25 protein-coding genes and 1 tRNA gene are annotated in these 23460 nt (G+C 65.9%); 15 read left to right on the top strand and 11 right to left on the bottom strand.

The annotated features are described in order from the left end of the window. Window positions 1–53 precede the first annotated feature (53 nt). Genes NM2_RS19070 through NM2_RS19055 form a run of 4 tightly spaced genes read right to left on the bottom strand, consistent with a single transcriptional unit; the run spans window position 54 to window position 4190 of the window. On the bottom strand, window positions 54–1703 hold the full coding sequence (locus NM2_RS19070) for a thiamine pyrophosphate-binding protein (RefSeq protein ID WP_067670429.1): 1650 nt from the start codon (window positions 1701–1703) through the stop codon (window positions 54–56). Beyond that, window positions 1700–2755 carry an amidohydrolase family protein gene (locus tag NM2_RS19065; RefSeq protein WP_067670427.1) on the bottom strand — a complete coding sequence of 352 codons (1056 nt, stop codon included), beginning with the start codon at window positions 2753–2755 and terminating at the stop codon, window positions 1700–1702. Before NM2_RS19065 ends, NM2_RS19070 begins: the two co-directional genes overlap by 4 nt. A 20-nt stretch (window positions 2756–2775) precedes the next feature. Further along, entirely contained in the window at window positions 2776–3630 is an 855-nt protein-coding gene (locus NM2_RS19060; RefSeq protein WP_067670425.1) for an HpcH/HpaI aldolase family protein, read from the bottom strand. After that, window positions 3627–4190, bottom strand: a complete 564-nt coding sequence (locus NM2_RS19055) for an SRPBCC family protein (protein WP_067670423.1) — start codon at window positions 4188–4190, stop codon at window positions 3627–3629. The genes NM2_RS19060 and NM2_RS19055 overlap by 4 nt, the downstream gene beginning before the upstream one ends. A 345-nt stretch (window positions 4191–4535) precedes the next feature. On the opposite strand from NM2_RS19055, the gene NM2_RS19050 reads away from it, so the two are divergent. From NM2_RS19050 to NM2_RS19025, 6 genes are all read left to right on the top strand, one after another. Further along, window positions 4536–5423 carry an ABC transporter substrate-binding protein gene (locus tag NM2_RS19050; protein WP_067670421.1) on the top strand — a complete coding sequence of 296 codons (888 nt, stop codon included), beginning with the start codon at window positions 4536–4538 and terminating at the stop codon, window positions 5421–5423. Further along, complete coding sequence (locus NM2_RS19045) at window positions 5420–6238, top strand: ABC transporter ATP-binding protein (protein ID WP_067670419.1); 819 nt, start codon at window positions 5420–5422, stop codon at window positions 6236–6238. The genes NM2_RS19050 and NM2_RS19045 overlap by 4 nt, the downstream gene beginning before the upstream one ends. Further along, entirely contained in the window at window positions 6235–7095 is an 861-nt protein-coding gene (locus tag NM2_RS19040; RefSeq protein ID WP_067670417.1) for an ABC transporter permease, read from the top strand. The genes NM2_RS19045 and NM2_RS19040 overlap by 4 nt, the downstream gene beginning before the upstream one ends. 16 nt (window positions 7096–7111) lie before the next feature. Continuing rightward, window positions 7112–7969 carry an amidohydrolase family protein gene (locus NM2_RS19035; protein WP_067670415.1) on the top strand — a complete coding sequence of 286 codons (858 nt, stop codon included), beginning with the start codon at window positions 7112–7114 and terminating at the stop codon, window positions 7967–7969. Between the two features lie 39 nt (window positions 7970–8008). After that, the gene (locus tag NM2_RS19030) at window positions 8009–9034 is read left to right on the top strand and encodes an ABC transporter substrate-binding protein (protein ID WP_067670413.1); all 1026 of its coding nucleotides are present in this window, start codon (window positions 8009–8011) and stop codon (window positions 9032–9034) included. Between the two features lie 218 nt (window positions 9035–9252). Further along, entirely contained in the window at window positions 9253–9963 is a 711-nt protein-coding gene (locus tag NM2_RS19025) for a GntR family transcriptional regulator (RefSeq protein ID WP_084531251.1), read from the top strand. A 342-nt stretch (window positions 9964–10305) separates the two neighbouring features. Here NM2_RS19025 and NM2_RS19020 read toward each other — a convergent pair whose 3' ends face one another. Beyond that, the gene (locus NM2_RS19020) at window positions 10306–11019 is read right to left on the bottom strand and encodes a DUF8020 domain-containing protein (protein ID WP_067670556.1); all 714 of its coding nucleotides are present in this window, start codon (window positions 11017–11019) and stop codon (window positions 10306–10308) included. Between the two features lie 461 nt (window positions 11020–11480). Between NM2_RS19020 and NM2_RS19015 the strand changes: the two genes are divergently transcribed. From NM2_RS19015 to NM2_RS18995, 5 genes are read left to right on the top strand one after another with little or no spacing between them, the layout of a single operon-like run. Further along, window positions 11481–12284, top strand: a complete 804-nt coding sequence (locus NM2_RS19015) for an ABC transporter ATP-binding protein (RefSeq protein ID WP_084531249.1) — start codon at window positions 11481–11483, stop codon at window positions 12282–12284. 50 nt (window positions 12285–12334) lie between these two features. Then, window positions 12335–13543, top strand: coding sequence for a DUF3500 domain-containing protein (locus NM2_RS19010; protein WP_169816195.1), 1209 nt, complete (start codon window positions 12335–12337; stop codon window positions 13541–13543). Window positions 13544–13591: 48 nt separating this feature from the next. Continuing rightward, complete coding sequence (locus NM2_RS19005; protein ID WP_067670409.1) at window positions 13592–14470, top strand: hypothetical protein; 879 nt, start codon at window positions 13592–13594, stop codon at window positions 14468–14470. A 4-nt stretch (window positions 14471–14474) separates the two neighbouring features. After that, entirely contained in the window at window positions 14475–15494 is a 1020-nt protein-coding gene (locus NM2_RS19000) for an ABC transporter substrate-binding protein (RefSeq protein ID WP_067670407.1), read from the top strand. A 31-nt stretch (window positions 15495–15525) separates the two neighbouring features. Next, window positions 15526–16389 (top strand): ABC transporter permease, encoded by an 864-nt coding sequence (locus NM2_RS18995; RefSeq protein ID WP_084531269.1) that lies wholly within the window; start codon window positions 15526–15528, stop codon window positions 16387–16389. A 16-nt stretch (window positions 16390–16405) separates the two neighbouring features. On the opposite strand, the gene NM2_RS18990 is transcribed toward NM2_RS18995, so the two are convergent. The 6 genes from NM2_RS18990 to NM2_RS18965 form a co-directional block, all read right to left on the bottom strand. Further along, on the bottom strand, window positions 16406–17038 hold the full coding sequence (locus NM2_RS18990) for a DUF2461 domain-containing protein (protein ID WP_067670403.1): 633 nt from the start codon (window positions 17036–17038) through the stop codon (window positions 16406–16408). Window positions 17039–17047: 9 nt separating this feature from the next. Continuing rightward, window positions 17048–17437 carry a hypothetical protein gene (locus NM2_RS18985; RefSeq protein ID WP_067670401.1) on the bottom strand — a complete coding sequence of 130 codons (390 nt, stop codon included), beginning with the start codon at window positions 17435–17437 and terminating at the stop codon, window positions 17048–17050. 77 nt (window positions 17438–17514) lie between these two features. Then, window positions 17515–17835: a hypothetical protein gene (locus NM2_RS18980; protein ID WP_245718109.1), complete on the bottom strand. Its 321-nt coding sequence runs from the start codon at window positions 17833–17835 to the stop codon at window positions 17515–17517. Window positions 17836–18267: 432 nt separating this feature from the next. After that, window positions 18268–19248: a ribose-phosphate diphosphokinase gene (locus NM2_RS18975; protein WP_067670399.1), complete on the bottom strand. Its 981-nt coding sequence runs from the start codon at window positions 19246–19248 to the stop codon at window positions 18268–18270. Continuing rightward, window positions 19245–20735, bottom strand: a complete 1491-nt coding sequence (glmU, locus tag NM2_RS18970) for a bifunctional UDP-N-acetylglucosamine diphosphorylase/glucosamine-1-phosphate N-acetyltransferase GlmU (RefSeq protein ID WP_067670397.1) — start codon at window positions 20733–20735, stop codon at window positions 19245–19247. Before glmU ends, NM2_RS18975 begins: the two co-directional genes overlap by 4 nt. A 95-nt stretch (window positions 20736–20830) precedes the next feature. After that, window positions 20831–20901 (bottom strand) — tRNA-Gln (locus tag NM2_RS18965). Window positions 20902–21325: 424 nt separating this feature from the next. Between NM2_RS18965 and NM2_RS18960 the strand changes: the two genes are divergently transcribed. The 4 genes from NM2_RS18960 (at window position 21326) to NM2_RS18945 (ending at window position 23447) form a co-directional block, all read left to right on the top strand. Next, the gene (locus tag NM2_RS18960; protein ID WP_067670395.1) at window positions 21326–21961 is read left to right on the top strand and encodes a TetR/AcrR family transcriptional regulator; all 636 of its coding nucleotides are present in this window, start codon (window positions 21326–21328) and stop codon (window positions 21959–21961) included. 219 nt (window positions 21962–22180) lie between these two features. Next, window positions 22181–22828, top strand: coding sequence for a TetR family transcriptional regulator (locus tag NM2_RS18955; RefSeq protein WP_067670392.1), 648 nt, complete (start codon window positions 22181–22183; stop codon window positions 22826–22828). An 86-nt stretch (window positions 22829–22914) separates the two neighbouring features. Then, a complete protein-coding gene (locus tag NM2_RS18950) occupies window positions 22915–23187 on the top strand; it encodes a type II toxin-antitoxin system Phd/YefM family antitoxin (RefSeq protein WP_067670390.1) in 273 nt (90 codons plus the stop codon). Continuing rightward, entirely contained in the window at window positions 23184–23447 is a 264-nt protein-coding gene (locus NM2_RS18945; RefSeq protein WP_067670388.1) for a Txe/YoeB family addiction module toxin, read from the top strand. Before NM2_RS18950 ends, NM2_RS18945 begins: the two co-directional genes overlap by 4 nt. The last annotated feature ends 13 nt before the right edge of the window (window positions 23448–23460 follow it).

Raw genomic sequence — 23460 nt, 5'->3', positions numbered from 1 at the left:
TCCGCATACCCGGCGATGATCCGGAAGGTCCGCGCCGCAAGGCTTTCGGTGGATCACACGTCTTCGCCGTACTGGATGCGCCGATAGGGCACGCTCATCACGTCACGGGTGATCCGGACATCGATCACCGTGGGACCGGGTGCGCGGACGTATTCGGCCAGCGCGGCCCGCAGCTCATCGGTGTTGCGGACGGTCGCGCCGTTGCCGCCCAGCGATTTCGCGACAGCGCCCAGCTCCGGGGTGGAGATCAGCGCCAGATCCGCGTTCAGTCCCTTGGCCTTGGACTTGTGGTACTCCGCGCCCAGCCCCTCGTCGTTCATGACGACGACGAGCACGGGAAGCCCGTAGCGGCAAGCGGTTTCGAATTCCGACAGGTGCATCAGGAAACTCGCGTCACCCTCGACCACGAACGTCGGCTCACCGGTCGCCACGGCGATGCCGATGGTGAGCAGCGGGGCCTGGCCGATCGCGCCGAACATGCCGTAGTTCGAGGTGATCTCGCGCGAGCGCTGGAACAGCATCGTGCCGAAGTCGGTCTGATGCCCGCTGCCCAGCACGAGCCCGATCTCGCCGGGGAGTTCGGCGTCGATCACCGCGATCGCCTCGCGCGGGTCCAGAAGCCCATTGCCGCTTTGGTATTCGGACGGATCGATCAGCGGGGCGGTCAGCTTGCGATGCACCTCGGTGGTGTGGAAGCCCTCCAGCTCGACGCCGCGGGCGTCGAGCGCGGCGTTCAGCTCGTTCAGACCGCTGATCGCGTCGGCCTGAACGTAGGCGTCGGCCACCCGGCCGTTGCCCATCACGAGGTGCGGTGCGGTATCGATCTGCACGAAACTCGCCTCGGGGAACAGGTATCCGCTCTCGATCGTGTAGTGATTGAGGCTCGCGCCCACCGCGATCACGCAGTCGGCCTCCTGCAGCAGCTCCATCGCGATCTTGCTGCCGAACAGGCCCGCGATCCCGACGTGATAGTCGCTCTCCCCGTACAGCCAGTTCTTGGCCTGCAACGTGGTGGCGAGCAGGGCTCCGGTCCGGCGCTGCAACTCGAGGATCTGCGCACCGGCCTCGGCCCGCCGCGCCCCGCGCCCGCCGATGATGACCGGACGTTTCGCGGCCGCGATCAGCTCGACCGCCCGCGCGATCCGCTCCGGATTCGGCAGCAGCGTCGGGGGCCGGATGAGATCGGTGGACGGGACGTACTCGTTGAAGCCGTCGAACTCCTGCAACTGCACGTCGAATGGCGCGCTGATCATCACCGGCCGGGATTCGGTCCGGGCGCGGTAGAACGCTTGCTGCACAATGTCTTCGGCCGAGTCCGCCTTGGTGACCTGGAGGAACTCGCATTCGATCGCGGCGGCGAACCGGCGCTGATCGAGGTACTGCACGGCCGAGGTGTCACCCAGCGAGGTCTCCCCGCAGAAGGCGACCAGCGGGATGCGGGCGCGGCTGGCCACGATCATCGAGGTGGCCAGCTGCGCGGTGCCGGGGCCGCTGGTCGTGGTCACGACACCGGGACGTCCGGTGGCACGGGCGAATCCGTGCGCCATACTCAGGCCCGAGCCCTCGTGACGCACCTCGTACAGGCGTGTCCCGTGCCCGGCCAGCGCGTTCATCCAGTGCATGTTGGCGTCGCCCATCATGCCGAAGACATGGGTCGCGCCCTCGGCGGCGAACGCGTTCGCCAGTGCTTCGTAGACCTTCACTGCGCAACCTCCTGCTGCTTCTTGTTCTGCAACGCCGCCGCCAGACGCGGGAAGACGCGTAATGCGTTGCCGCCGTAGATCGCCGCGCGATCCTCGTCGGTGATCGAATCGATGGTGTCCAGAGTCGCCTTGGTGTCGTCGAAGCGGCGTCCGGTCTCCGGGTCCACGCTGCGGACCGCGCCGATCATCTCCGACGCGAACAGCACGTTCTGCGCGGGAATGATGTCGGTGAGCAGTTCCAGGCCGCGCTTGTGATAGACGCAGGTGTCGAAGAAGACGTTGTGCAGCAACGCTTCTTCCAGCGACGGGCGGCCCTGATCGATCATCATCCCGCGGTAGCGACCCCAGTGATACGGCACCGCGCCGCCGCCGTGCGGGATGATCATCCGCAACGTCGGGAAGTCCTGGAACAGATCCGACTGGCACAGCTGCATGAACACCGAGGTGTCGCCGTTGAGGTAGTGCGCGCAGGTGCCCTGGATCGCCGAGTTGCGGGACATCGCGACGTGGATCATCGCGGGCACGTCGAGTTCCACCAGCTTCTCGTAGAGCGGGTAGTAGATCCGATCGGTCAGCGGCGGCGCCTGCCAATACCCGTCGGACGGGTCCGGATTGAGCAGGCAGCCGACGAATCCGTGTTCGGTGACGCAGCGCTCGAGCTCCGCCGCCGAGGCGCGCACGGATTCCGCCAGCGCATCACCGGGCGACTGCGGCAGCTGGCACGCGCCGATGAACCGGTCCGGGAACAGTCCGCAGACTCGCGCGATGAGGTCGTTGCTGACCTGCGACCACACCAGGCTGGTCTGCGCATCGCCGTAGTGGTGCGCCATCTTTCCCGCGCCCGGCGAGAAGATCGTGAGGTCGGTGCCGCGCTCGATCTGCAGTTTCAGCTGGCCCTGTTCGATGGCGGCGCGGATCTCCTCGTCGCTGATCTCCAGTTCGCTCGGCGACACGCGCGCGCCGGAATCCTCGAACGATTTGATCTGGCGCTCACGCCATTTCCCGAGTGCGGGTGGGGCCGTGGTGAAGTGACCGTGACAGTCGATGATCATGAATTCTCCAAATGTGCTGATCAGGAGCGGCCGGTGAGTTTGCGGCCGAGCTCGAGGCCGGGGTAGCTGCGCACCGGCGCGGACATCAGGAAGCGGTAACCCTGGTCGAGCACCTGCTCGACGTTGGCCGCGGTGACGTGCGGGTGTCCGACGACGACGCCGTGGTCGTCGCAGATCCGCACGATCCGCTGCCTGGCCGCGTTCAGCAGCGGATGGTCGAGCTGGCGCGGAATGCCCAGTTCCTGGCTGAGGTCGCCCTCGCCGATCAGGATCAGGCCGATGCCGGGTACCTGCTCGAGGATGTCCGGGAGATTCTCGATGCCGAGCTGATCCTCGATCTGGATGACGGCGAGGATCTCGCCGTCCGGATCCAGCGGCCACACATCGGCTTTGGCGTAGTACTCGGTGTTGGAGATACCCCAGTAGCGGGCGGCGGCGGCAGGGGCGTCACCGCGCAGACCCGGCGGATCGAAGCGTTCGGCCTCGGGCAGTCGCGGATACCGGCACGCGGCCACGGCGTTGCGCGCCTGTTCGACCGTGGAGATGTGCGGCCACACGATGCCGTATGCGCCGAGGTCCAGGGCCTGCTTCGCGTGCCACTGACCGAATTCCGCGCCGTTGACCGGAACCCGCACCAGCGGGGTCGGGGAGGGGGCGAGCGTCTCGGCCTCGAAGATCCGCCGGCGGTTCAGCAGATATTGCAGGGTGTCCCGCAAAGTCGTTGCGTCCCAAGGCTTGTGCTCCGACTCGAACACCAGGCCGTCGTAGTCGCTGGTCGCGAAGTCGAGTGCGGCGGCGGGCTCGGGCGGGGCGAACGCCGCGAAGGCGTGCCCGCCCGATTCCAGCGCGCCGATCACACTGTTCAGCCTCGTCATCGGGCGACCTCCTGCCGGGTCTGCTGCTTCTGAGTGATCCGTCGCCACCAGTCGCCCAGGCGCGCCCAGAAGGATCGGCGGGCCGGCGCGGCGGCGGCCACGGCCTCCTCGCCCGCACAGCGCAGGACGAGTTGGTCGGCGAAGTCCTTCGTCATGCGGGAGATGACCGCTCCCGCACCCGCTTCGATCAGCGGGACGAGCTTGCCGGTGAGGGTGATCTCGCCGCGCACGGTGACCCGGGACGTCCCCTCCGTCGGCCCCTGGCCGACGCCGAAGGTGGCATTGGCCTTGTACCGCGTGGCGCCCTGCCCGTCGTTACCCCGGGCCGTCAGGTGTCCCTCCTGCGTCTCGGCGTCGAGATCGAGTGTGATGCGTGCGCCGAACTTCACTCGCACCGCGCCGAATTTGACCACCATGGCGCCGTCGAACGAACCATCCTCATGGGATTCCCCGAGTTCCGCGCCGCGGATGCAGCCGACGACCTGTGGGGGGTCCGAGATCACCTCCCAGGCGCGATCGGGCGGGACGGGAACGTCTATGTCTTCTTTGATGGTGATCAACGCAATGGACCTCGCTTGGCTCGTGCGGCGTCGGACGGGTGCTCGGCTGCGGGACGCCTTCCGCGACTGGGGGAGGGAGCACCCGCAATCGCGTGGATTGTTTAACAACTTTCTTCAGCACGTTATCAGTGTGAACTCAGCACGGGCAAGATACTTGCCGTAATGCTGGGACGATGTTAGCTTGATCTCACATCTTGTTAGACAATCTGCGTTGAGAGCGACGGTTCGACCTCGCCCGCCTTTCGAATCGAATCAGAACGTCACGTCCGAGCGGTCACCCCGCGCGGCGCGATCACGGACGACGGCCGGGCCGAGCACGAAAACGCACTGGGAGGTTGGTGGACAATGAGGACCTACACAGCCGCAGTTCGCGACTACCCGTACACGACGCCGGTGAAGTCCGGCGAACGTGCACCGGGGAACCGCAAGGTCGATTTCTCGGAGATCGAACCCATCCACAGGGCGTTCGCCCCGATGGTGCGGGAGCTGAAGTACGACTTCTCCGAGCTGGCGCTGGCCACCTATCTGCAGGCCCACGAGGCCGGTAAGGAACTGAGCCTGCTGCCGCTGACCCTGCACGGGAACTTCCACCACCGATCGATCGTCCGGTTGGTCGGCGGTCCGGTCGAGAGCCCGAAGGATCTGGCGGGCAAGCGAGTTGGTGTTCGCTCCTACACCCAGACCACCGGCATGTGGGTGCGCGGCGTTCTGGCCGAGGACTACGGGGTCGACCCCGACGACATCACCTGGGTCACCACCGAGGGACCGCACGTCGCGGAATACGTCGAACCGGCCAATGTCGAACGAACCTCCGGCTCGCTGGTCGATCTGGCCCGCTCGGGCGACATCACCGCGGTCGTGATGGGCCCGAAGGCGGTGCCCGCCGACGCCCCGCTCGAACCGCTGATCGAGGACTACAAGACGGTCGAGCAGGCCTGGTACCAGCGGCACGACACGGTGCCGATCAACCACCTGCTGACCGTGCGCACCGAGATCCTGCGCGAGGACCCCGAAGCCGTGCGGAGTGTCCTGGACACCTTCGCCGCGGAGATCGACGCGTGGACCGCGAAGTCCGAGCCGGGCCCGCGCGGCTACGGCCACGGCCTGACCGACAGCATCCGCGAAGCGCTGCGGCTGTCGATCGACTATGCGGCCCAGCAGCATCTGATCACCGACAAGCCCACCGTCGACGACCTGTTCGCCGACTACAACCGCTACCTGGGCGACCGATGACGGCCGCGACGGCGCCGCGGTCGGCGGTGAAACCGGCCAAGCTGACGGTCGACGGGGTATCGCGCAGCTTCCGGTCGATGGCCGACCGCAAGCGCGCGAGGTTCGTCCAGGTCCTGAAGAACATCTCCTTCGAGATGAACGAGGGAGAGATCGTCTCGGTCGTCGGCCTGAGCGGCTGCGGTAAGACCACCTTGCTGCGCATCATCGGCGGACTGCTCGAACCCGACTCCGGCGCGATCCGGGTCGACGGCCGGGACGTCAGCGGACCCGGTCACGACCGGGCCATCGTCTTCCAGCAGGCATCGCTGCTGCCCTGGCGCACCACGCTGCGCAACGTGCAGTTCGGCCTGGAACTCAAGCGGACCGACAAGGATGTGAGCCTGGAGCGATCCCGCGCCGCGCTCGAGCTCGTCGGCCTGAAGGATTACGAGCGGTACTACCCCAAGCAGCTCTCCGGCGGTATGCAGCAGCGTGTGGGACTCGCGCGGGCCCTGGCCGTCGATCCGCAGATCCTGCTGATGGACGAGCCGTTCTCGGCGCTGGACGCCCAGACGCGCGAAGGGTTGCAGGCCGAACTGCTGCAACTACAGGCGACCACCCGCAAGACGATCATGTTCGTCACGCACGATCTGGACGAGGCGGTCTACCTCAGCAACCGGATCCTGGTGCTGCTGCCGCATCCCGGACGCGTGCACAAGATCATCGACGTGAACCTCGGCACGCGCGGTTCGGTCGACGAGGTGAAGTCCGATCCCGCATTCCTCACCGCGCGCGACATCGTGGCTCACGAAATCCGAGCTGGAGGCGACCAATGACGACGATTCAAAGTGTGGTTCGCGGATCCGCGAAAGCACAGGGATCCCAGGCGTCGGACGAGCCCACCGCGGAGGAACGCGAGTGGGCCCAGCAGCAGCGTCAGGCACGCCTGCGTCGGCTGGGCCTGGTGTGGGCGCTGCGGCTGGCCGTGGCCGCGGTACTGCTGATCAGCTGGCAGATCATCGGGCAGGCCAACCCGCTGTTCACCTCCTACCCGACGGCCGTCGCCGCGGCGGCCTGGGATCAGGTCACCTCCGCGACGCTGTTCACCGCCATCGGGCAGAGTTTCGAGATTCTGGCCATGGGGCTGGTGCTGGGTGTGGTCGTCGGCGTCCTCGGCGGTCTGATCATCGGGCGATACGCGCTGGTCGCGTCGTCGGTCGAGTGGATCATGAGCGCGCTCAACGCGACGCCGCTGCTGGCGATCATCCCGCTGGTGATCGTGTGGTTCGGCCTCGGGGTCGAGTCCAAGGTCGTCGTGGTGTTCATGCTGACCGTGTTCTCGATGCTGTTCAACACCGCCGCGGGCGTGCACGAGGTCGATCAGCACGTGCTCGACGTCAGCCGGGCGTACATGGCCTCGGAGGGGCAGGTCTTCCGCAAGATCATCCTGCCCAGTTCGGTGCCGTTCATCATGACCGGCCTGCGCATCTCGATCGGCCGTGCGCTGATCGGTACGGTCGCCGCCGAATTCTTCACCGGTATCTCCGGACTCGGCGGGCGGATCCAGACCTACGGCGCGGCCTATCAGACCGATTCCATGCTGGTCCCGGTGCTGACCCTGATGCTGATCGGTGTCCTGCTCACCGGTCTGGCTCGCTGGCTGGAGAAGATCGCCGCGCCGTGGCGCGACTGAACGAAGTAAGGACGAAATGACACTCTTCGATCTGCACACGCACATCATTTCCCCGGACACCGAGCGCTATCCGTCCCGTCCGCTCGGCGGCCACCAATCGACCTGGTCTTCGGAGCGCCCCGTCACGCTCGAGCAGTTGCTGCGGTCGCTCGACGAGGCCGGGATCGAGAAGGCGGCCGTCGTGCAGGCGGCGACGATGTACGGATTCGACAACAGCTACGTCGCCGACTCGCTGGGCGATCACCGGGACCGGCTGATCGGCGTCGGTTCGATCGACCTGGTCGCCGATGACGCGCTGGAACGGATCGACCACTGGATCGGCGAGCGGGGCTTCGCCGGGGTCCGGGTGCGGGCGGCCGACGGCACGACGGCCGTCAAAAATGCGGCGAGCCTGGACGATCCCCGGCTGGAACCGGCCTGGTCGCGCCTGGAGGCGGACCGGATCCCGGTGTGCATTCAGATGCACTCCAAGCACGCACCGGTTCTGGCGTCGGTCCTGCGTCGCCATCCCGGACTTGTCGTCGCGCTGGATCACGGCGCCCGGCCGAATCTTGCCGGCGGACCGCCGTATTCGGGCCTGAGCGAGTTGTTCGAGCTCACCGAATTCCCGAACGTCTTCCTGAAGATCACCCCGATCACGATCCGCCGGGCCGCGGCCGAGCCCGACGGTGATCCGGCCAAGCTGATCGCCCGCCTGGTCGAGGGATTCGGTTCCGATCGGATCTCCTGGGGTTCGAACTTCCCCGCGTCCGAGGGTTCGCTCGCGGATCTGCGCGCCTTCGTCGAGGGCGCTCTCGCCGAACTCGCCCCCGAGCAGCGTGCCGACATTCTCGGCGGCACGGCGGCCCGGATCTATCCCCAGTTCGCCGGCTAGTTCTGGCCCCCTTCTCACCTGGACTCGGAGACAGCAGTAATGAACCATGCAACGACGCATGTCCAGCGTCCGCTCGGACGCCTGTCGCGTCGCGGCTTTCTCGGTCTCACCGCCGGGGTGGGCGCGGCGGGGCTCCTGGCCGCCTGCGGTAGCGATCCCAACACGATCTCGATCATCAACACCTCCGCCACCGCGGCCGTCGCGTTGAACCAATTGCTCACTGACGGAAAGTATTTCGACAAGCTAGGCGTGAAGACGAAGATCTCCAACGTCAGCGCCGGCAATCAGGTTCTCGCCGCGGTCGCGTCGGGGTCGTCCGACCTAACCATGACCAGCGGGCTGATCGGCATACTCCCCGGGATCGAGAAGGGGATGCGGCTCAAGGTCGTCGGCGGCACGCAGGTCGTGTCCACCAGCGCGCTGTTCAGCAAGGATCCGCAGATCACCTCCGTGCGCGACCTCGGCGGCAAGTCGCTGGGCGTCGGTGCGGTCGGGGCGGAGCTGTACGCCGTATTCGCCGCGCTGTTCGCGAAATACGGGATTTCCAAGGACGGCGCCACCTTCCGCAATGTCGGCAGTAGTGCCGATTCGCTGAAGGCGGCCCTGGCCGGACAGGTCGACTGCGGTTACGGGCAGGTCGGCAACGAGGTGCTCGCGAAGAAGCAGGGCGCCCGGATGATCGCTACGGTGAACGAGGAACTTCCGCTGTGGATGAACAACGCGGCGGTGGCCTCGACCCAGGCGATCTCCAAGAAACGCGGCGCGCTGGTGAAGGTGCTGGCGGGCTATGCGCAGCTGTTCGCCTACCTGGGAACCCCCGAGTCCAAGGACCCGTATGTGAAGGCATACGTGGGCGCGGGGGGTTCCGCGGCCGAGGGTGAACAGGAATGGCAGTTCATCAACCAGAACGGCTGCTATTCGCCCACCCTCGACTTCCCCGAGAAGAAGGCGGAATTCATCCAGCGACAGAACATTGCCAGCGGTACTCAGACGAAGGTGCTCGCCTACGACAGCTACACCGATCTGTCGGTGCGTGCCGACGCGCTGGCCCTGCTGAAGAAATAAGCTCGCACGCAGGCGATCGGGTGCCCGGGACACCGGGGACCCGATCGCCTGCTGCGTTCGCGCAAAACAGACATATTGTGCAACAATACTGAACACTAGTATCCGGCTGGTTCAATCCATGCAGGATGATGACTGAGCAATCACCGGGCAACGCTCCAGTGTTGTTGAACAACATGGCATTGTGGCGTTGTCCCCGAATCGCGGGAGGGTATTACGCCATGGTGGTATCCGTGGGTAACGAGGTCGGCGCCGATTCGGTCGCCAACCGGACCGCGCAGGCGTACAACGACCTCCGCACGCTGATCCTGTCCGGCCACTACGCGCCGGATTCCCGCCTCACCGAATCCGAGCTCACCACGCAGCTCAGCGTCTCGCGCGGGACGGTCCGGTCGGTGCTCGCGCGCCTGGCACAGGAAGGGTACGTCACCACCGAGGTGAACCGCGGCGCCCGGACCCGCTCGTTCACCGTGGACGAGGCCGTCGAGATTCTGGAGACCCGCGCGGTGCTCGAGGCGGCCCTGGCGGCCAAGGCCGCCGAACGCGCCACCGAGGAGGACCTCGCGGCGATGACCGAGACCTGCCGGCGCATGTGGGACCACCAGAAGCCCGGCGGGCGTGACGAATACGTGCGGCTCAATCACAGGTTCCACGAGCAGATCCGGGAGACCGCACGGCAGTCCACCCTGACCAGGTTCGTCGACAGCCTGCTGTATCCACTGGTCCTGCGTCAGTACAGCAATGCCGAGCGCAGCAATCCGCGGCTCGAGTCCGTCAAGGAGCACGAGGCGATCCTCGCCGCGATCGTCACCCATAATCCGGAGGCCGCCGCGGCGGCGATGCGACACCATCTGTCGGCGGTCCGGCACGCGTTGCAGCTGAATTTCGCCGCGTCGGACCTGTCCGCATCGTCGCACGCCGACAACTGCTAGGCCGCCGCCGTTCGGACGGTGCGGCATAATCCGTTGGCGCGGAACGCTTCTGCTCGATATCGGCGAAGTGGCGGATCGCCACCCGGGTGCGGGCGAAGGTCCGGCGATGCCGACGAGCAGGGCGACCGCGACCGGGTTCGCTGTTCGCCGCCAGGCCGCGGATCGATCATCGGTGTCGTGCGCCAACGGATCTCATCGCTAGTCGAGTCGATGCTCTTATCCGCGAACGGCTGACACGGCGTCGGCGCTGTGTCGTGGTCCGGGGACGGCGCGGCCCGCCCGGTGCGGAACCGGGCGGGCCGTCGCTGCTGGGTCAGCGAAATACGGTCCAGGACAACCGATCTACTTCGACGGAGTGGTCGAGGGGTGGAACGGCTCGTTGATCGTGGTGAAGTACTGTGCCACGGCCGCGACCACGACCGGGGCGGTCACCAGCAACTGACCCGCCAGGGTGCCCAGCGCGCCGACGGCGATGATGCCGCCCATGCAGCCGATCACGGCAGCCGGGACGAACGCGCCGAAGATACCGATGATGGTCGCCGACGCGACGGTGGCGCCCGCGATGCCGCCGAGCACGCAACCGACCGCGCCACCGGACAGGCCGCCGACCAGGGTGCCGATGGTGGCGCCGGCGGTGATGGTGTCCTTCATGCGGTTCCAGGCCGCCTGCTCACGGTCGTACGGCGTCTTCCAGGGCGCGGAGTCCTGGTAGGGCAGGGCCACCGGCTTGTAGACCGCGTGCGCCATGTCGAACTGCGGCGTGAGGGTCGCGGTGTGCCCGGCGATGTTCGCCGCGATCGGGAACTCGAAATCGTCCACCCGGAACTTCAGCGGCGTTCCGGCCAGCACTTTGCCCGTCGCGGACTTGATCTCGAAGACGCCGTTCGCGACGTCCATCGAACCGGCGTCGGTCTTGATGATGCTCGTGTTGTTCGTGGTGCTCGCCTGGAAGTCGACCGCGCCGTTGCCGGGAGCGGCCGGGGTCGCGCTCGCGGTTCCGGCCGGGATGCTCAATGCGGCCGCGAGCAGCACCGATGCTGCAGCGATTTTCCTCATCATTGTCTACTTTCTTTCTCGGTTACCTGCGTTTCGCGAGATCGGCTTCGAGGGCGGTGATCGGACGATCCGGTCGCCGGACGAGACGGTCGGCTCGGGATCGAGTCCGCCGGAAGGGGATGGCGGCATCAAGGTCCGCCGCCGCCGCTGGCGCGGCATCCGCATGTCGTCGGTGTGGATGCCGGTATGTTGCAGGTCACATGCAGATTGTCATACAACACTGCGATGCGCAAGAGGTTTCGTAGCTCACCTTGTCGCCATAATCGGCTATGACCTCAGGATGCTTGTGGTGCAGATCTCCCCGTGCTAGTTTCTAGTCACAAATTGTTAGACAATCTATGAGTGACAGTGTGGGGCGTCATCGCGGGTAACGCCGCGGACGTCCCACCGGACAGTGCACTCGACGCCAGATATGAGGCTGCGGGATCCCCGGGACCCGCGTGCACGTCAAGGAGACGACGATGTCGACCATTCAGCCCGATACGGATGCGGAAGTGCTCCGTTTCGAGGACGTCACACTGGAATTCCCAGGGAGCCACAGGCCCGCCATTCGCGACGTGTCGTTCCAGGTCACCCGACGGAAGTTCATCGCCGTGATCGGTCCCAGCGGATGCGGTAAGAGCACGGTTCTCGACCTCGCGTCGGGACTGCTCACGCCCTCGCAGGGCCGGGTCTACTTCGACAGCGAACCCGTCACGACCGTCAACTCCACGGCCGCCTACGTGACCCAGCGCGCCAATCTGCTGCCCTGGCTCAGCGTGCGGGCCAATATCGGACTCGCGCTGAAGTTCCGCAACGTCCCGAAGAACGAGCGCGCCGAACGGATCGCCCACTGGGTCGAACTCGTCGGGCTCACCGGTTTCGAGAATCACTATCCGCGGGAGCTGTCCGGCGGAATGCAGAAGCGCGTCTCGATCGCGCGCGCGCTGATCTACGATCCGTCGATCGTGCTGATGGACGAGCCCTTCGGGCCGCTGGACGCGATCACCCGGCTCAAACTCCAGCAGGACCTGCTCGATCTGTGGGAGGAGCAGAACGGCACGCTCGTTTTCGTCACGCACGACCTCAACGAGGCGATCTACCTCGCCGACGAGGTCATCGTGATGTCCAGCGGGCCCGGCACGGTCCGCCGGATCCTGCCGATTCCGTTCGAACGTCCCCGGCACATCGGCTCCCTGATCGAGACGAGCGAATTCTCCGAGCTCTACAACGACCTGTGGAGCCTGTTCAAGGCGGAGCTGGACACAGCGAATGCCCACGTATGAGAAAGCCAGGTCCGCGGGCGTCGAGCGTGGACCGCGAAGGAGAAATATCAATGGGACTGCGTAATCGGGGACCTGCGCCCACGCGGCGGCCGGAGGTGTGGACACCGGAGTTGCTGGCGAAGGTCGAGTGGCGCAAACGTGCTGCGGCAGAGCCTTTCCGCGGGGTCGGCACCTCCGATGGCCTGGTATCCGGGTTGTTCCCGCAGCGCAGCACCGGCGTCGACGTCAGCGGGATACGGCGTTCGGCCGAGAACTACTTGGCCGCGCTCACCCCGCGGCAGTTGGCCGAGGCGCGCTTCGCGATGGGCGATGTGTCCTGGCGGCACTGGTCGAACGGCGCGCGCTACTTCCTGCGCCACGGGCTGTGCCTGGAGGACCTCGACGAGACCACCCGCGATCTGGTGATGGAGATCCTGCGGCGCAGTCTCAGCGCGGCGGGTTACACGCAGGTCATCGATCTGATGCGGCTCAACCTCACGATCGGCGAACTGCGCGACGAGGTCGATCTGCTGAACGAGTGGATGTACTGGTTCAGCATCTACGGGGAGCCGGAGACCGGCGGTCCCTGGGGATGGCAGCTGGACGGTCACCACGTGAACGTCAACTGCGCGTTCGTGGGCGATCAGATGGTGCTCACCCCGAGTTTCCTCGGGGCCGAACCGGTGCTCGCGGAAGCCGGGAAGTACGCGGGGATCCGCGCTTTCGGGCGGGAGGAGGCCGTGGGCCGGAATCTGTTCTCCAGTCTGACCGAGCAGCAGCGCAAGGCCGCGACGATCGCCGACGAACTGCCTCCGGAATTGTTCGTCGGAGCCTTCCGAGACAATTTCGAGCTGAACTATTCGGGCATCGCACTCGGCGACCTGACCCTGGAACAGAACGCGATCGCGCGGGACCTGCTCGGGCTGTATGTCAATCGCGCCAACGACGGGCACGCCGCGGTGCGCATGGACGAGGTCCTGGCCAAGGAATCGGAGACGCATTTCGCCTGGGCCGGTGACGCGAACGGGGTCTTCTACTACCGGCTGCACAGCCCGGTGATCCTCATCGAATTCGAACATCAGGCCGGGGTGATGTTCGACAACGATGTGCCGACCCGTCGCCATATCCACACCATCGTCCGCACGCCGAACGGCAACGACTACGGCGTCGACCTGCTGCGCCAGCATCACGAGCGGCACCATCACGGGCCGAACGGGCACGAGCCGCACAGCCACGGCCCGCACGGCCACAGTCACAGTCACGGTCCGCACGGTCACTGACCTCATGAGTGAGAAACGAATTCGAATGCTTACCTATGTGGAGGAACTATGAAACTGGTAGTTGGTCGTGACGATCTGGCAGGCGCGGCCGAAAAGGCGGCCGCCACGGTCGGGGCGCCGCTGGAAAGGCTCGACGTCGAACCGGTGCACAAGGCGTCGCGCGGTTTCCTGAACGGCGAGTCGCCCGATATCTGCGAATTCGCGGTGGCGACCCTGTTGCAGGCGGTCGCGTACGGGAAGCCGGTCGTGTTGCTGCCGATCACCGCGCTGACCCGGTTCCAGCACCAGACGCTCGTGACGTGTTCGGACCTTTCGGTCGGGGATGTCGAGGGCCGCAGCGTCGGCGTCCGGTCCTGGAGCCAGACCACCGGCGTGTGGATGCGGGGATTTCTCGCGCAGCAGTACGGGGTCGACCTGCGCAAGGTGAATTGGATCGTGTACGAGGGCGGGCACGTGGACGAGTACACCGATCCCGAGTGGGTGAGCCGCGCGCCGGCGGGCGAGAAATTGCAGAAGGACTTCCTGGAGGGCCGTCTCGATTTCGGCATCATGGGCAATGAACTCCCCTCGGACGATCGCATTCGCACGGCCATTCCCGACGCGCTCGACGTCGCGGCGCAGTGGACTGTGAGCAAGGGGTTCGCGCCGGTCAACCACATCATCGGCGTCACCGTCGAGGCGGCGCGGGAGCATTCGGAGACGATCTGCGCCGTGTACGACGCCATGCGCGAGGTCGTCTCCGAGAGTGCGGCATCCGGTGCGGCACAACGTGATTCGGCCGGTTTCGAAGCGCTCCGCGGTCCGATCTCCGAAGCCGCCGCCTTCGCGCTCGAACAACAGGTGATCCCTCGGCCGGTCGACTTCGACGAGCTGGTCGCACAGTCGTGCGACGCCCTCGGAGTTCCGCCAGCACGCCTCGGCGGTTAGCCGGATGCGCGATTCAATGGTGAAGCGCCGCAATCGACTCGGTGTGCTCGCGGTGATCCTGGCGCTCGGTGCGGCGCTGGTGACCGCGTGCGGGGACTCCGACGGTCGCACGACGGTGACCGTCGGAGTCGGGGGCAGCATCTTCGACACGCAGCTGCACGTGGCCGATGCCAACGGCTATTTCCGTGCCGCGGGCCTGGACGTCAAGTTCGTGACGTTGACCGCCTCGATCGGGGCGGCGGCCCTGGAATCGGATTCGGTGCAGTTCTACAACGACAGCCCGACCGACTTCCTGACCGCCGTCGGCCGCAAGATCCCGGAGGTCGGGGTCTCGATGAACGCGGTCGGCAATCCGATCGGGCTCATCGTCAGCAAGAAGTTCGCCCAGGCGCACGGCTTGACCGAGCGGACTCCGCCCGCGACGGTGGCCAAGGCCCTGATCGGTTCGACGGGCGGGGCGAGTTCGGCCACGACCAGGGGGCAGGCCGGAATTTTCATGCGCGCCTACGGAGTCGACCCCTCCCGCGTCCGCTATGTGTCGCTGCCGAGTCCGGCCGCGGACAAGGCCGCGCTGAACAACAACCGGATCGACTGGTTCGTCACCTCGGAGCCGATTCCGCTGGCGGTCCAGGCGGCCGGTGACGGCGTGGTCGTGGCTAGTCCGGAAACCGTTCCGGCGTGGTCGATTCCGAAGACCGGATACGGCCAGATCGTGGTGGCCCGGCAGAGCTACGTCGACGAGCATCCGGACATCGTCCAGAAGTTCGTCGGCGCGATCCAGCAGGCCACGAAATTCATGCATTCGCACGAGGACGAGTCGTTGGGCGTCGCGAAGAAGGTTTTGAAAGGTATCCCTGACGCGGTGTTGTTGCGCAGTCTGCGGCAGGTCGATTGGCCCGAGAGCAACACCATGAACGATTCCGGATGGAAAACCACCATGGCATTCCTCAACGCCGAGGGTGCGCTTCCCAAGGGAACGAAGATCACCCACTCCAACTGGACCAACGAATATCTGCCGCAATGACGTGTTCAGGGTGGACCGGGAAGGAACCGAAATGGTAACCGCGGAGAATATCGAACAGAGTACGAGAAAAGTCGAGGTCGTCGCGCCCGCGCGAAAACGGCCGAAAGGCGCGGGTTGGAGCAATGGCACGGTCGTGGCCATGCGCATCGTGGTCATCGTCGCCGTGCTGGCCGTGTGGCAGCTGGTGAGCGGGACATTGATCCCGGATTACGCGATCAGCCGACCGACCGAGGTGGCGGTGTCCCTGTGGGACACGCTGATCTCCTCGAAGGGATGGATCGATATCTGGGCGACCACCGTCGAGGTGGTGGTGGGATTCGGCCTCGGCATCTTGTTCGGCGCCGTACTGGGGCTGCTGCTCGGTTCCTTCACCACGGCCGGCCGGGTGCTCGAACCGCTGATGGCGGCGATCAACGGAATTCCCAAGATCGCGCTGGCGCCGCTTTTCATGCTGTTCTTCGGAATCGGCGCGTGGTCGAAGATCACGATCGCTGCCATGGGTGTGGCCTTCGTGATGTTCTACAACCTGTATCTGGGGTTGCGGCAGACCGATCGTGAACTCGTGCAAGGTATTCAGATGATGGGCGGGCGCACCCACCATGTGCTCTTCTACGTGACGATACCGACGCTCGCCTCACCATTCTTCGCCGCGCTCAAGGCGGGTGGTCCGCTGGCCATTCTCGGCGTCATCGGCGGGGAGTTCATCGCCTCGTCCAAAGGCGTGGGCCACGAACTGTTCAACTCCGCCATGGCCCTGGACGCCGCCGGGGAGTTCGCCGGGCTGATCATCCTGGTGGTGATGACCCTGATCCTGAACGGGCTGCTGAGCCAACTGGATGCCTACGCGCTCAAACGCCTCGGCCTCGGCGCACGCGGACCCGCACAGCGAACCTGAGCGCCGCTTCGCACGCTCAACCGACCACGGCCGCAAGCCATTCCACGATCGGGCGCATCGTCTCCCAGGAACCGCGGATATGTTTTGCGGCACGTGGCGTTTCCAGCCAGGCGGGTGCGCCGAACTCCCGGCTCACCACCAGCGACCGGTGCCGTAGCAGCTCGATCCGCGGGTGGTCGGCCGGGTAGCCCTTGGGGCGGGTCTTGAGCCGGTCGCCGCCGACGGTGTATCCGGCGGCGGTCACCGCGGCCAGAATCCCCTCGAGTTCGCGCCCGCGGACCTCGTCGTCGATCGTCGCGCGCAGTCGCGAAAGTTGTTCCGGGGAGGCCGAATACAGCCCGCCCGCGACGAACAGTCCCGGGGCGCCGATCTGTACGTACCACCCCGCGCCCGGCGCCACGTGCGCCACCGCGCCCTGGTGGTTCTTGTAGGGCTTCTTGTCCTTGGAGAATCGCACGTCGCGGTAGGGGCGGAAGATCTTGGCCGGACCGAAGTCGTCCTCCAGTTCGGCCACCAGCGCGGTCATCGGATCGCGGACCGCGGAATCGTAGACGTGCTTGTGCGCGGTCCAGAACGCCTTCGAATTATCGGCTTCCAAATCCTCGTAGAAGTCGAGCCCGGCCAGCGGGAACCCGATGAATCGGCTCATGCTGTCAACCTAGCGCGACCCGTCCAGGGTCAGATCCCGCGGGGCGAAGTGGTAGACGATCAGGCTCACCACCGTCGCCGCGACCGAGGCCAGACCGGCCCATTTCCCGAGACGTTCGCCGCGCACATGCCCCACCGCGCCCAGGATCGCGCCGATCGGCCCCAGCAGCCACAGACAGGACAGCAGGGTGAGCCCGGCGCAGACGAAGGCGATGGCGGAGAACAGCCCGGCGACCGGGTGCATCGGCGATGGGGCCGGATTACCGTGTGGCGGAACGGGATCGGGGCCGAGGCATTTCCAGGTTCCGGACGCGTCGTCCTCGGCCGAGCCGGGGCGCCCGGGCCGGTGGCCGCCCGGGTACTGCCAGCTGGCGTCGGGATTGTCGGATTCGGTTCCCACACCGCACCCCCTCGCTGTCGATAATCGCCTGTACGTAGTGGTTACCACGACAGCGCGATCCGCGCGCGGCGATCTGCTCAGTCACCCGGTTCCTCGACCACCTCCATCGCCGCGAGTTCGGCCGGGCGATCGTCCTCGGCGCGTTCCTCGTCACGGTGCCGCCGCCGAGTCCAGGACTGTTCGAGATCGCGGGCGATGCCCTGCCGTCCGCCGTCCTCGTGATAGTCGATCACCAGATTGCTCGGCGGATCGCTGATGTACCGCTCGTACTCGCGGACCTCGTCGGCCTGCTCGTCATCCCCCATGTCGTAATCGAGGTCCGGCTCGTCGTCGTCCATCTCGAGCACCTCTTCGACCAGCGGATCCTGTTCCTGATCCGGTCCCGATGCCGTGGTCATGGCATACCGCCTCTCCACCACAAGCCCACCATGGGTAATAGCCCAACGCTACCGCCGATCCGGGCCGGAGAGAATGCGCAGCGCCCCACGTTGTGCGAGAACAAGCAGGTCCAACAGATGTAAACGCGCCCGGCAGCGGACCTCGAGTTGTCCGTCCGCCAGGCCCCAGCGCCTTATCGCGGAACAAGTTCGCAATGCTGTCGGGAAAGGTGAGCCGACAGCCCAACCGTTGCGTCTCGAACGCGCTCAGACAGCGAAGCGTCTCTGTGCGCCGGAAACCTCAGGCCAGCAACATCAACCCAATGTTTTTCGGCGCGGCTCGTCGTTGCACGGTCGAAGCGCATGGCCGAAGGCCGAGTCTCGGCCGTGCAACGACGAGCCTTCAGGGCGCCGAAAAACCCGCCGGAGCGGAGCGGAGGCCAAAAATACAGCTCAGGCGTTGCCGTTGAACAGGCCGGTCACGGACCCGTTCTCGAAGACCTCGCGGATCGTGCGGGCCAGCAGCGGGGCGATGGACAGCACCGTCAGCGACGGGAACTTCTTGTCCTCGGTGATCGGCAGGGTGTTGGTGACGATGACTTCCTTAGCGCCGCAGGAGGACAGCCGCTCGGCTGCCGGGTGCGACAGGACGCCGTGGGTGGCGGCGATGACGACGTCGCCCGCACCGGCCTCGCGCAGGACGCGCACGGCCTCGGCGATGGTGCCGCCGGTGTCGATCATGTCGTCGATCAGGATGCAGGTGCGGCCTTCGACGTCACCGACCGGGCGATGCGATTTGACCTGGTTGGGTACCAGCGGGTCGCGGGTCTTGTGGATGAACGCGACCGGTGCGCCGCTGAGCGAGTCGGCCCACTTCTCGGCGACCTTGACCCGGCCCGCGTCGGGGGAGACGACCGTGACGTTCTCGGTGGAGTAGTGCGTGCGCACGTACTCCGACAGCTGCACGAGCGCGTGCATGTGGTCCACCGGGCCGTCGAAGAAGCCCTGGATCTGATCGGTGTGCAGATCGACGGTGATGATGCGGTCCGCGCCCGCGGTCTTGAGCATGTCGGCGACCAGGCGTGCGGAGATCGGCTCGCGGCCGCGGTGCTTCTTGTCCTGCCGGGCGTACGGATAGAACGGCAGCACCGAGGTGATCCGCTTGGCCGACCCGCGCTTGAGCGCGTCGATCATGATCAGGTGCTCCATCAGCCACTCGTTCAGAGGGGCCGGAAAGCTTTGCAGCACAAAGGCATCCGAGCCGCGCACGGATTCCTCGAACCGGACGAAGATCTCGCCGTTGGCGAAATCGCGAGCCGTCTGCGGGGTGATGGAGACGTCCAGCTCCTTCGCGACCTGCTCGGCCAACTCGGGGTGGGAGCGCCCCGAGAACAGCATCAGGTTCTTCTGGTTATCCGTCGAGAATGCGGTCACTCTCTGTCGCCATCCTTTTGCTCGGTTGCTTGACTCGCTGAACCCGCGGCCTCTAGTGCCTCGGCCGCGGCCTGTGCTGATGCGGTCCCTGGACGTTTCCGCTGCACCCAGCCCTCGATATTGCGCTGTGCGCCGCCCGAGACGGCCAGAGCGCCGGGCGGAACGTTTCTACGCAGCACAGTACCCGCCGCGGAATAGGCTCCATCACCGACCGTGACCGGGGCGATGAACATGGTGTCGCTGCCGGTCCGGACGTGTGAGCCGATCGTGGTGTGGTGCTTGTCGACGCCGTCGTAGTTGACGAACACGCTGGACGCGCCGATGTTGCTGTACTCGCCGATCGTCGCGTCGCCGACGTAGGTCAGATGCGGCACCTTGGTGTGCGCGCCGATCGAGGCGTTCTTGGTCTCCACGAACGCCCCGAGCTTGCCGGAGATCCCGACGATGGTGCCGGGCCGCAGGTAGGCGAAGGGGCCGATACTGGCCGAGGGCCCGATGGTCGCGCCCTCGCCGTGGGTGCGCACCACGCGCGCGCCGTCGCCGACGATGACATCGGTGAGCGTGCTGTCCGGCCCGACCTCGGCGTCCTCTCCGATGACGGTGTTGCCCATCAACTGCACCCCGGGCCGCAGCACCGCGTCGCGGCCGATCCGCACGCTCGCGTCCACCCAGGTGGTGGCCGGATCGAGGACGGTCACCCCGGCGCGCATGTGCCGTTCGAGGATGTAGCGGTTCAGGGTTCGCGCGGCCGCGGCCATCTGCACCCGGTCGTTGACGCCGGTCACCTTGTTCGCGTCGACCAGGCGCGCGCCGTGCACCGGATGCCCGGCCTCGCGAGCCAGCTTCAGCACATCGGTCAGATACAGCTCGTGCTGGGCGTTGGCGGTGGTCAGCCGGCCGATCATGATCCGCAGGACGGCGGCGTCGAAGACGTACACACCGGAATTGACCTCGTTGATCGCGGCCTGTTCCGGAGTGGCGTCGGCGTGTTCGACGATCTCGAGCACCCGGCCCTGCTCGTCGCGCACGATGCGGCCGTATCCGTTCGGATCCTCGGGCTCGAAGGTCAGCACCGTGACCGCCGAACGTTCGGGGTAGCTGCGATGTTCGTCCAGCAGGGCCGAGAGGGTGTGCCCGTCCAGCAGCGGCACGTCGGCGGAGGTGACGAGCAGATCGCCGGTGAAGTCCTCGGGCAGCGCGCCCAGGGCGCACTGCACGGCGTGCCCGGTGCCCAGCTGCTGGTCCTGAACGGCCGGGACGATCTCCCGATTCAGTTCCGCCGCAACGGCATTCACCGCTGCGCCGACCTGCGCCCGGTCGTGGCCGATGACGGCGACGAGGTAGGTCGGGTCGATCTCGTCGGCGGCATGCAGCGCGTGCGCGAGCATGCTGCGTCCGGCCATCGAGTGCAGCACCTTGGGTAGCTTGGACCGCATTCGAGTTCCGGCTCCGGCAGCGAGAACGACGACGGCGGTCTGCTGTGGCATGGATCTCCCTCGGCTGGCGTCGTCGGGTGTCGTCGTCAGTATCGGATGTCGTCTAGGTGGTTGGACGCGACCACCATAGTCACCGTGCTCCCGAGCTCCGCCGCCAGGACTCGAACCTGGACTAACTGAACCAAAATCAGTGGTGCTGCCATTACACTACGGCGGATTGTCACACCGGCGGATCACGTGAACCCGCCGCTGCGCCACGGCATGCGCGTAGATCCTCGCATGCCGGAGGTGTCTTCGGCCAGTCTCCCCCACCCACTCGAAATCTCAGCGTGATTTCGGGTGCTCCGACATCCGCGTTTCCGGCCGGCGATCAGGCGTCGGGACCGAGTGGCTCGTGTCGTCGGTCTGCGGTCGGGGGCGCGGGTGAGTTAGTCACGGTTCCGCGGTGGCCGGAGCGTTGCGGGACGCGTGGGAATGGGGAATTGGCACTGGAAATCCAGGGGTGTGGATGTGCTGTGGGACAGTGCGCGCGAAAGGCGGTTCGAACGGTCTGCAAGAGTTGTCAGAGCAAGTTGGACGGATGCGCAGGGAGGTGGTTGGGGATGACCTCGGGTGATTCGAGCCGGGTGGGGCGCGCACGCATGACCGGAACTCAACGGCGGCAACAGTTGATCGAAATCGGGCGGTCGCTGTTCGCCGAACGCGGTTACGACGCTACGTCGATCGAGGAGATCGCGCAGCGGGCCCAGGTCTCCAAACCCGTTGTCTACGAACATTTCGGGGGTAAGGAGGGCCTGTACGCGGTCGTCGTGGACCGGGAGATGTCCTCGCTGCTGCACATGGTCACCTCCTCGCTGACACAGAACCGTTCCCGGGTGCGCCTCGAGCAGGTGGCACTGGCATTGCTGACCTATATCGAGGAACGCACCGACGGATTCCGCATTCTGATGCGCGATCAGCCCGCCGCCGCGGCCGAGGGCACCTACTCGAGCCTGCTGAACGAGGCGGTCAATCAGGTCGCTCATATCCTCGCCGGGGATTTCGGCCGCCGCGGCTTCGACACCAGCCTGGCCACGCTGTACGCGCAGGCGCTGGTCGGTATGGTCGCCACCGCCGCGACCTGGTGGCTGGACGTGCGCGAGCCCTCCAAGGAGGTGGTCGCGGCGCATCTGGTCAATCTCTGCTGGAACGGGTTGACCCATCTCGAGGCCGATCCGCAGCTGGCATCGGAATGGCCCAGCGGGATCCCCGAATCCTCCGGCGGCGCAACACCCTAATTCGCGCCGCGCGCCGGGATGGTGCGTAATTGTGGGAGGAACTGGACAGTTAACCCAAAATTAGCGACAGAGGCTGGTCTGAATGCTCGATTCCACTGGCGCGGGCCGGTCGGATGGTACGGTTCACCCATCCTTCAAGTGCTGTTCGAGCTGTGATGTCGGTCAACTTCGGGATGTCGGTCTACTTCGGGATGGCTGGATTGAGAACAGGCGGATCTGATGGCTAGGCAAGCGCGCGCGGAGATCACGCGCGATTCCGTCCTTGCGGGCGCGGCCGATGTCTTTCTGCGCCTGGGCTACGCGAATGCGAGCCTGAGCGAGATCATCGCGCAGTCCAATGTCACAAAGGGCGCGTTGTACTTCCACTTCGGCTCCAAGGAGGAGCTGGCCCGTGCCGTGGTCGACCAGGGCAACGAACGTCTGGTCAGCGCGTGTCAGGGCTTCTTCGACCCACGGGTGCCCGCACTCGAGGCATCCATCGGAATCACCTACGTGGTCGCGGATCTCACCATGAACGACCCGATGGTCGGCGCGATGCTCAAGCTGACCCACCAGATCGGCGACTACCGCGGCGCGAGTGGCGACAACATCGCCAAGACCTGGGGCGAAACCCACCGCCTCCTCGCCGAACGCGCTGTCGCCCAGGGCGATCTGAAACCCGACCTGGACCCCGACACCATCGGCATGCTGCTGCAGGAGATGACCGCAGGGGTGCACATCACCGCCGTGGGCACCGAGTCGATCGACCAGATGGCCGTCCGGATGGAACGTCTCTGGTACTTCCTGCTGCCGTCGATCGTCCCGGAGGAGAAGCTCGCGTACTTCCGTGAGTTCGCCGCCCGCCGCCTCCGCCGCTACGTGCCGTAGGCGATTGACGGCCTACCTCTGAGTGGTACAACAATGCTGTACCTGAGTGGTACGGTATTTCAAATGCCTAGCTCAGGGGTGTTTCGATGACTATCAGTGCCAGCGATGCTCGTTCGCGCTTGTTCCCGCTGATTCAGCAGGTCAACGACGATCACCTGCCCGTCCGCATCAGTTCGAAGGGTGGGGACGCGATACTCATGTCCGCCGAGGACTACGACTCATGGCAGGAGACCATCTACCTGCTTCGTTCTCCGGCCAACGCCCGGCGGCTGATGGAGGCCGTCGCTCGTGACCGTGCGGACACCGCCGATGTGGTCAAGACAATGGACGAACTGGAATCGCTGGCAGGTGATGTGTGAGGAGTATTCGCTTCGACCCTGTTGCGTGGGAGGACTTCCTGTTCTGGCTCGGCGCGGATCGCAAGATGGCCAAGCGCATTACACGACTGATCGGTGAGATCCAGCGTGAGCCGTTCAGCGGGATCGGCAAGCCGGAGCCGTTGAAGGGCGAGTTGTCGGCGTATTGGTCGCGGCGCATCGACGATGAACATCGGCTCGTGTATCGCTCTGACGAGAAGGAAGTCAAGATCATGAAGGCGCGGTACTGCTACAACGAGTGAGTGCGCGGGGACT

Origin of the sequence: Nocardia miyunensis NBRC 108239 (assembly GCF_001613065.1) — a bacterium.
Taxonomy (GTDB): domain Bacteria; phylum Actinomycetota; class Actinomycetes; order Mycobacteriales; family Mycobacteriaceae; genus Nocardia; species Nocardia miyunensis.
Note: the sequence above shows the minus strand (reverse complement) of the source record. Positions and strands in the feature narration are given on the sequence as shown.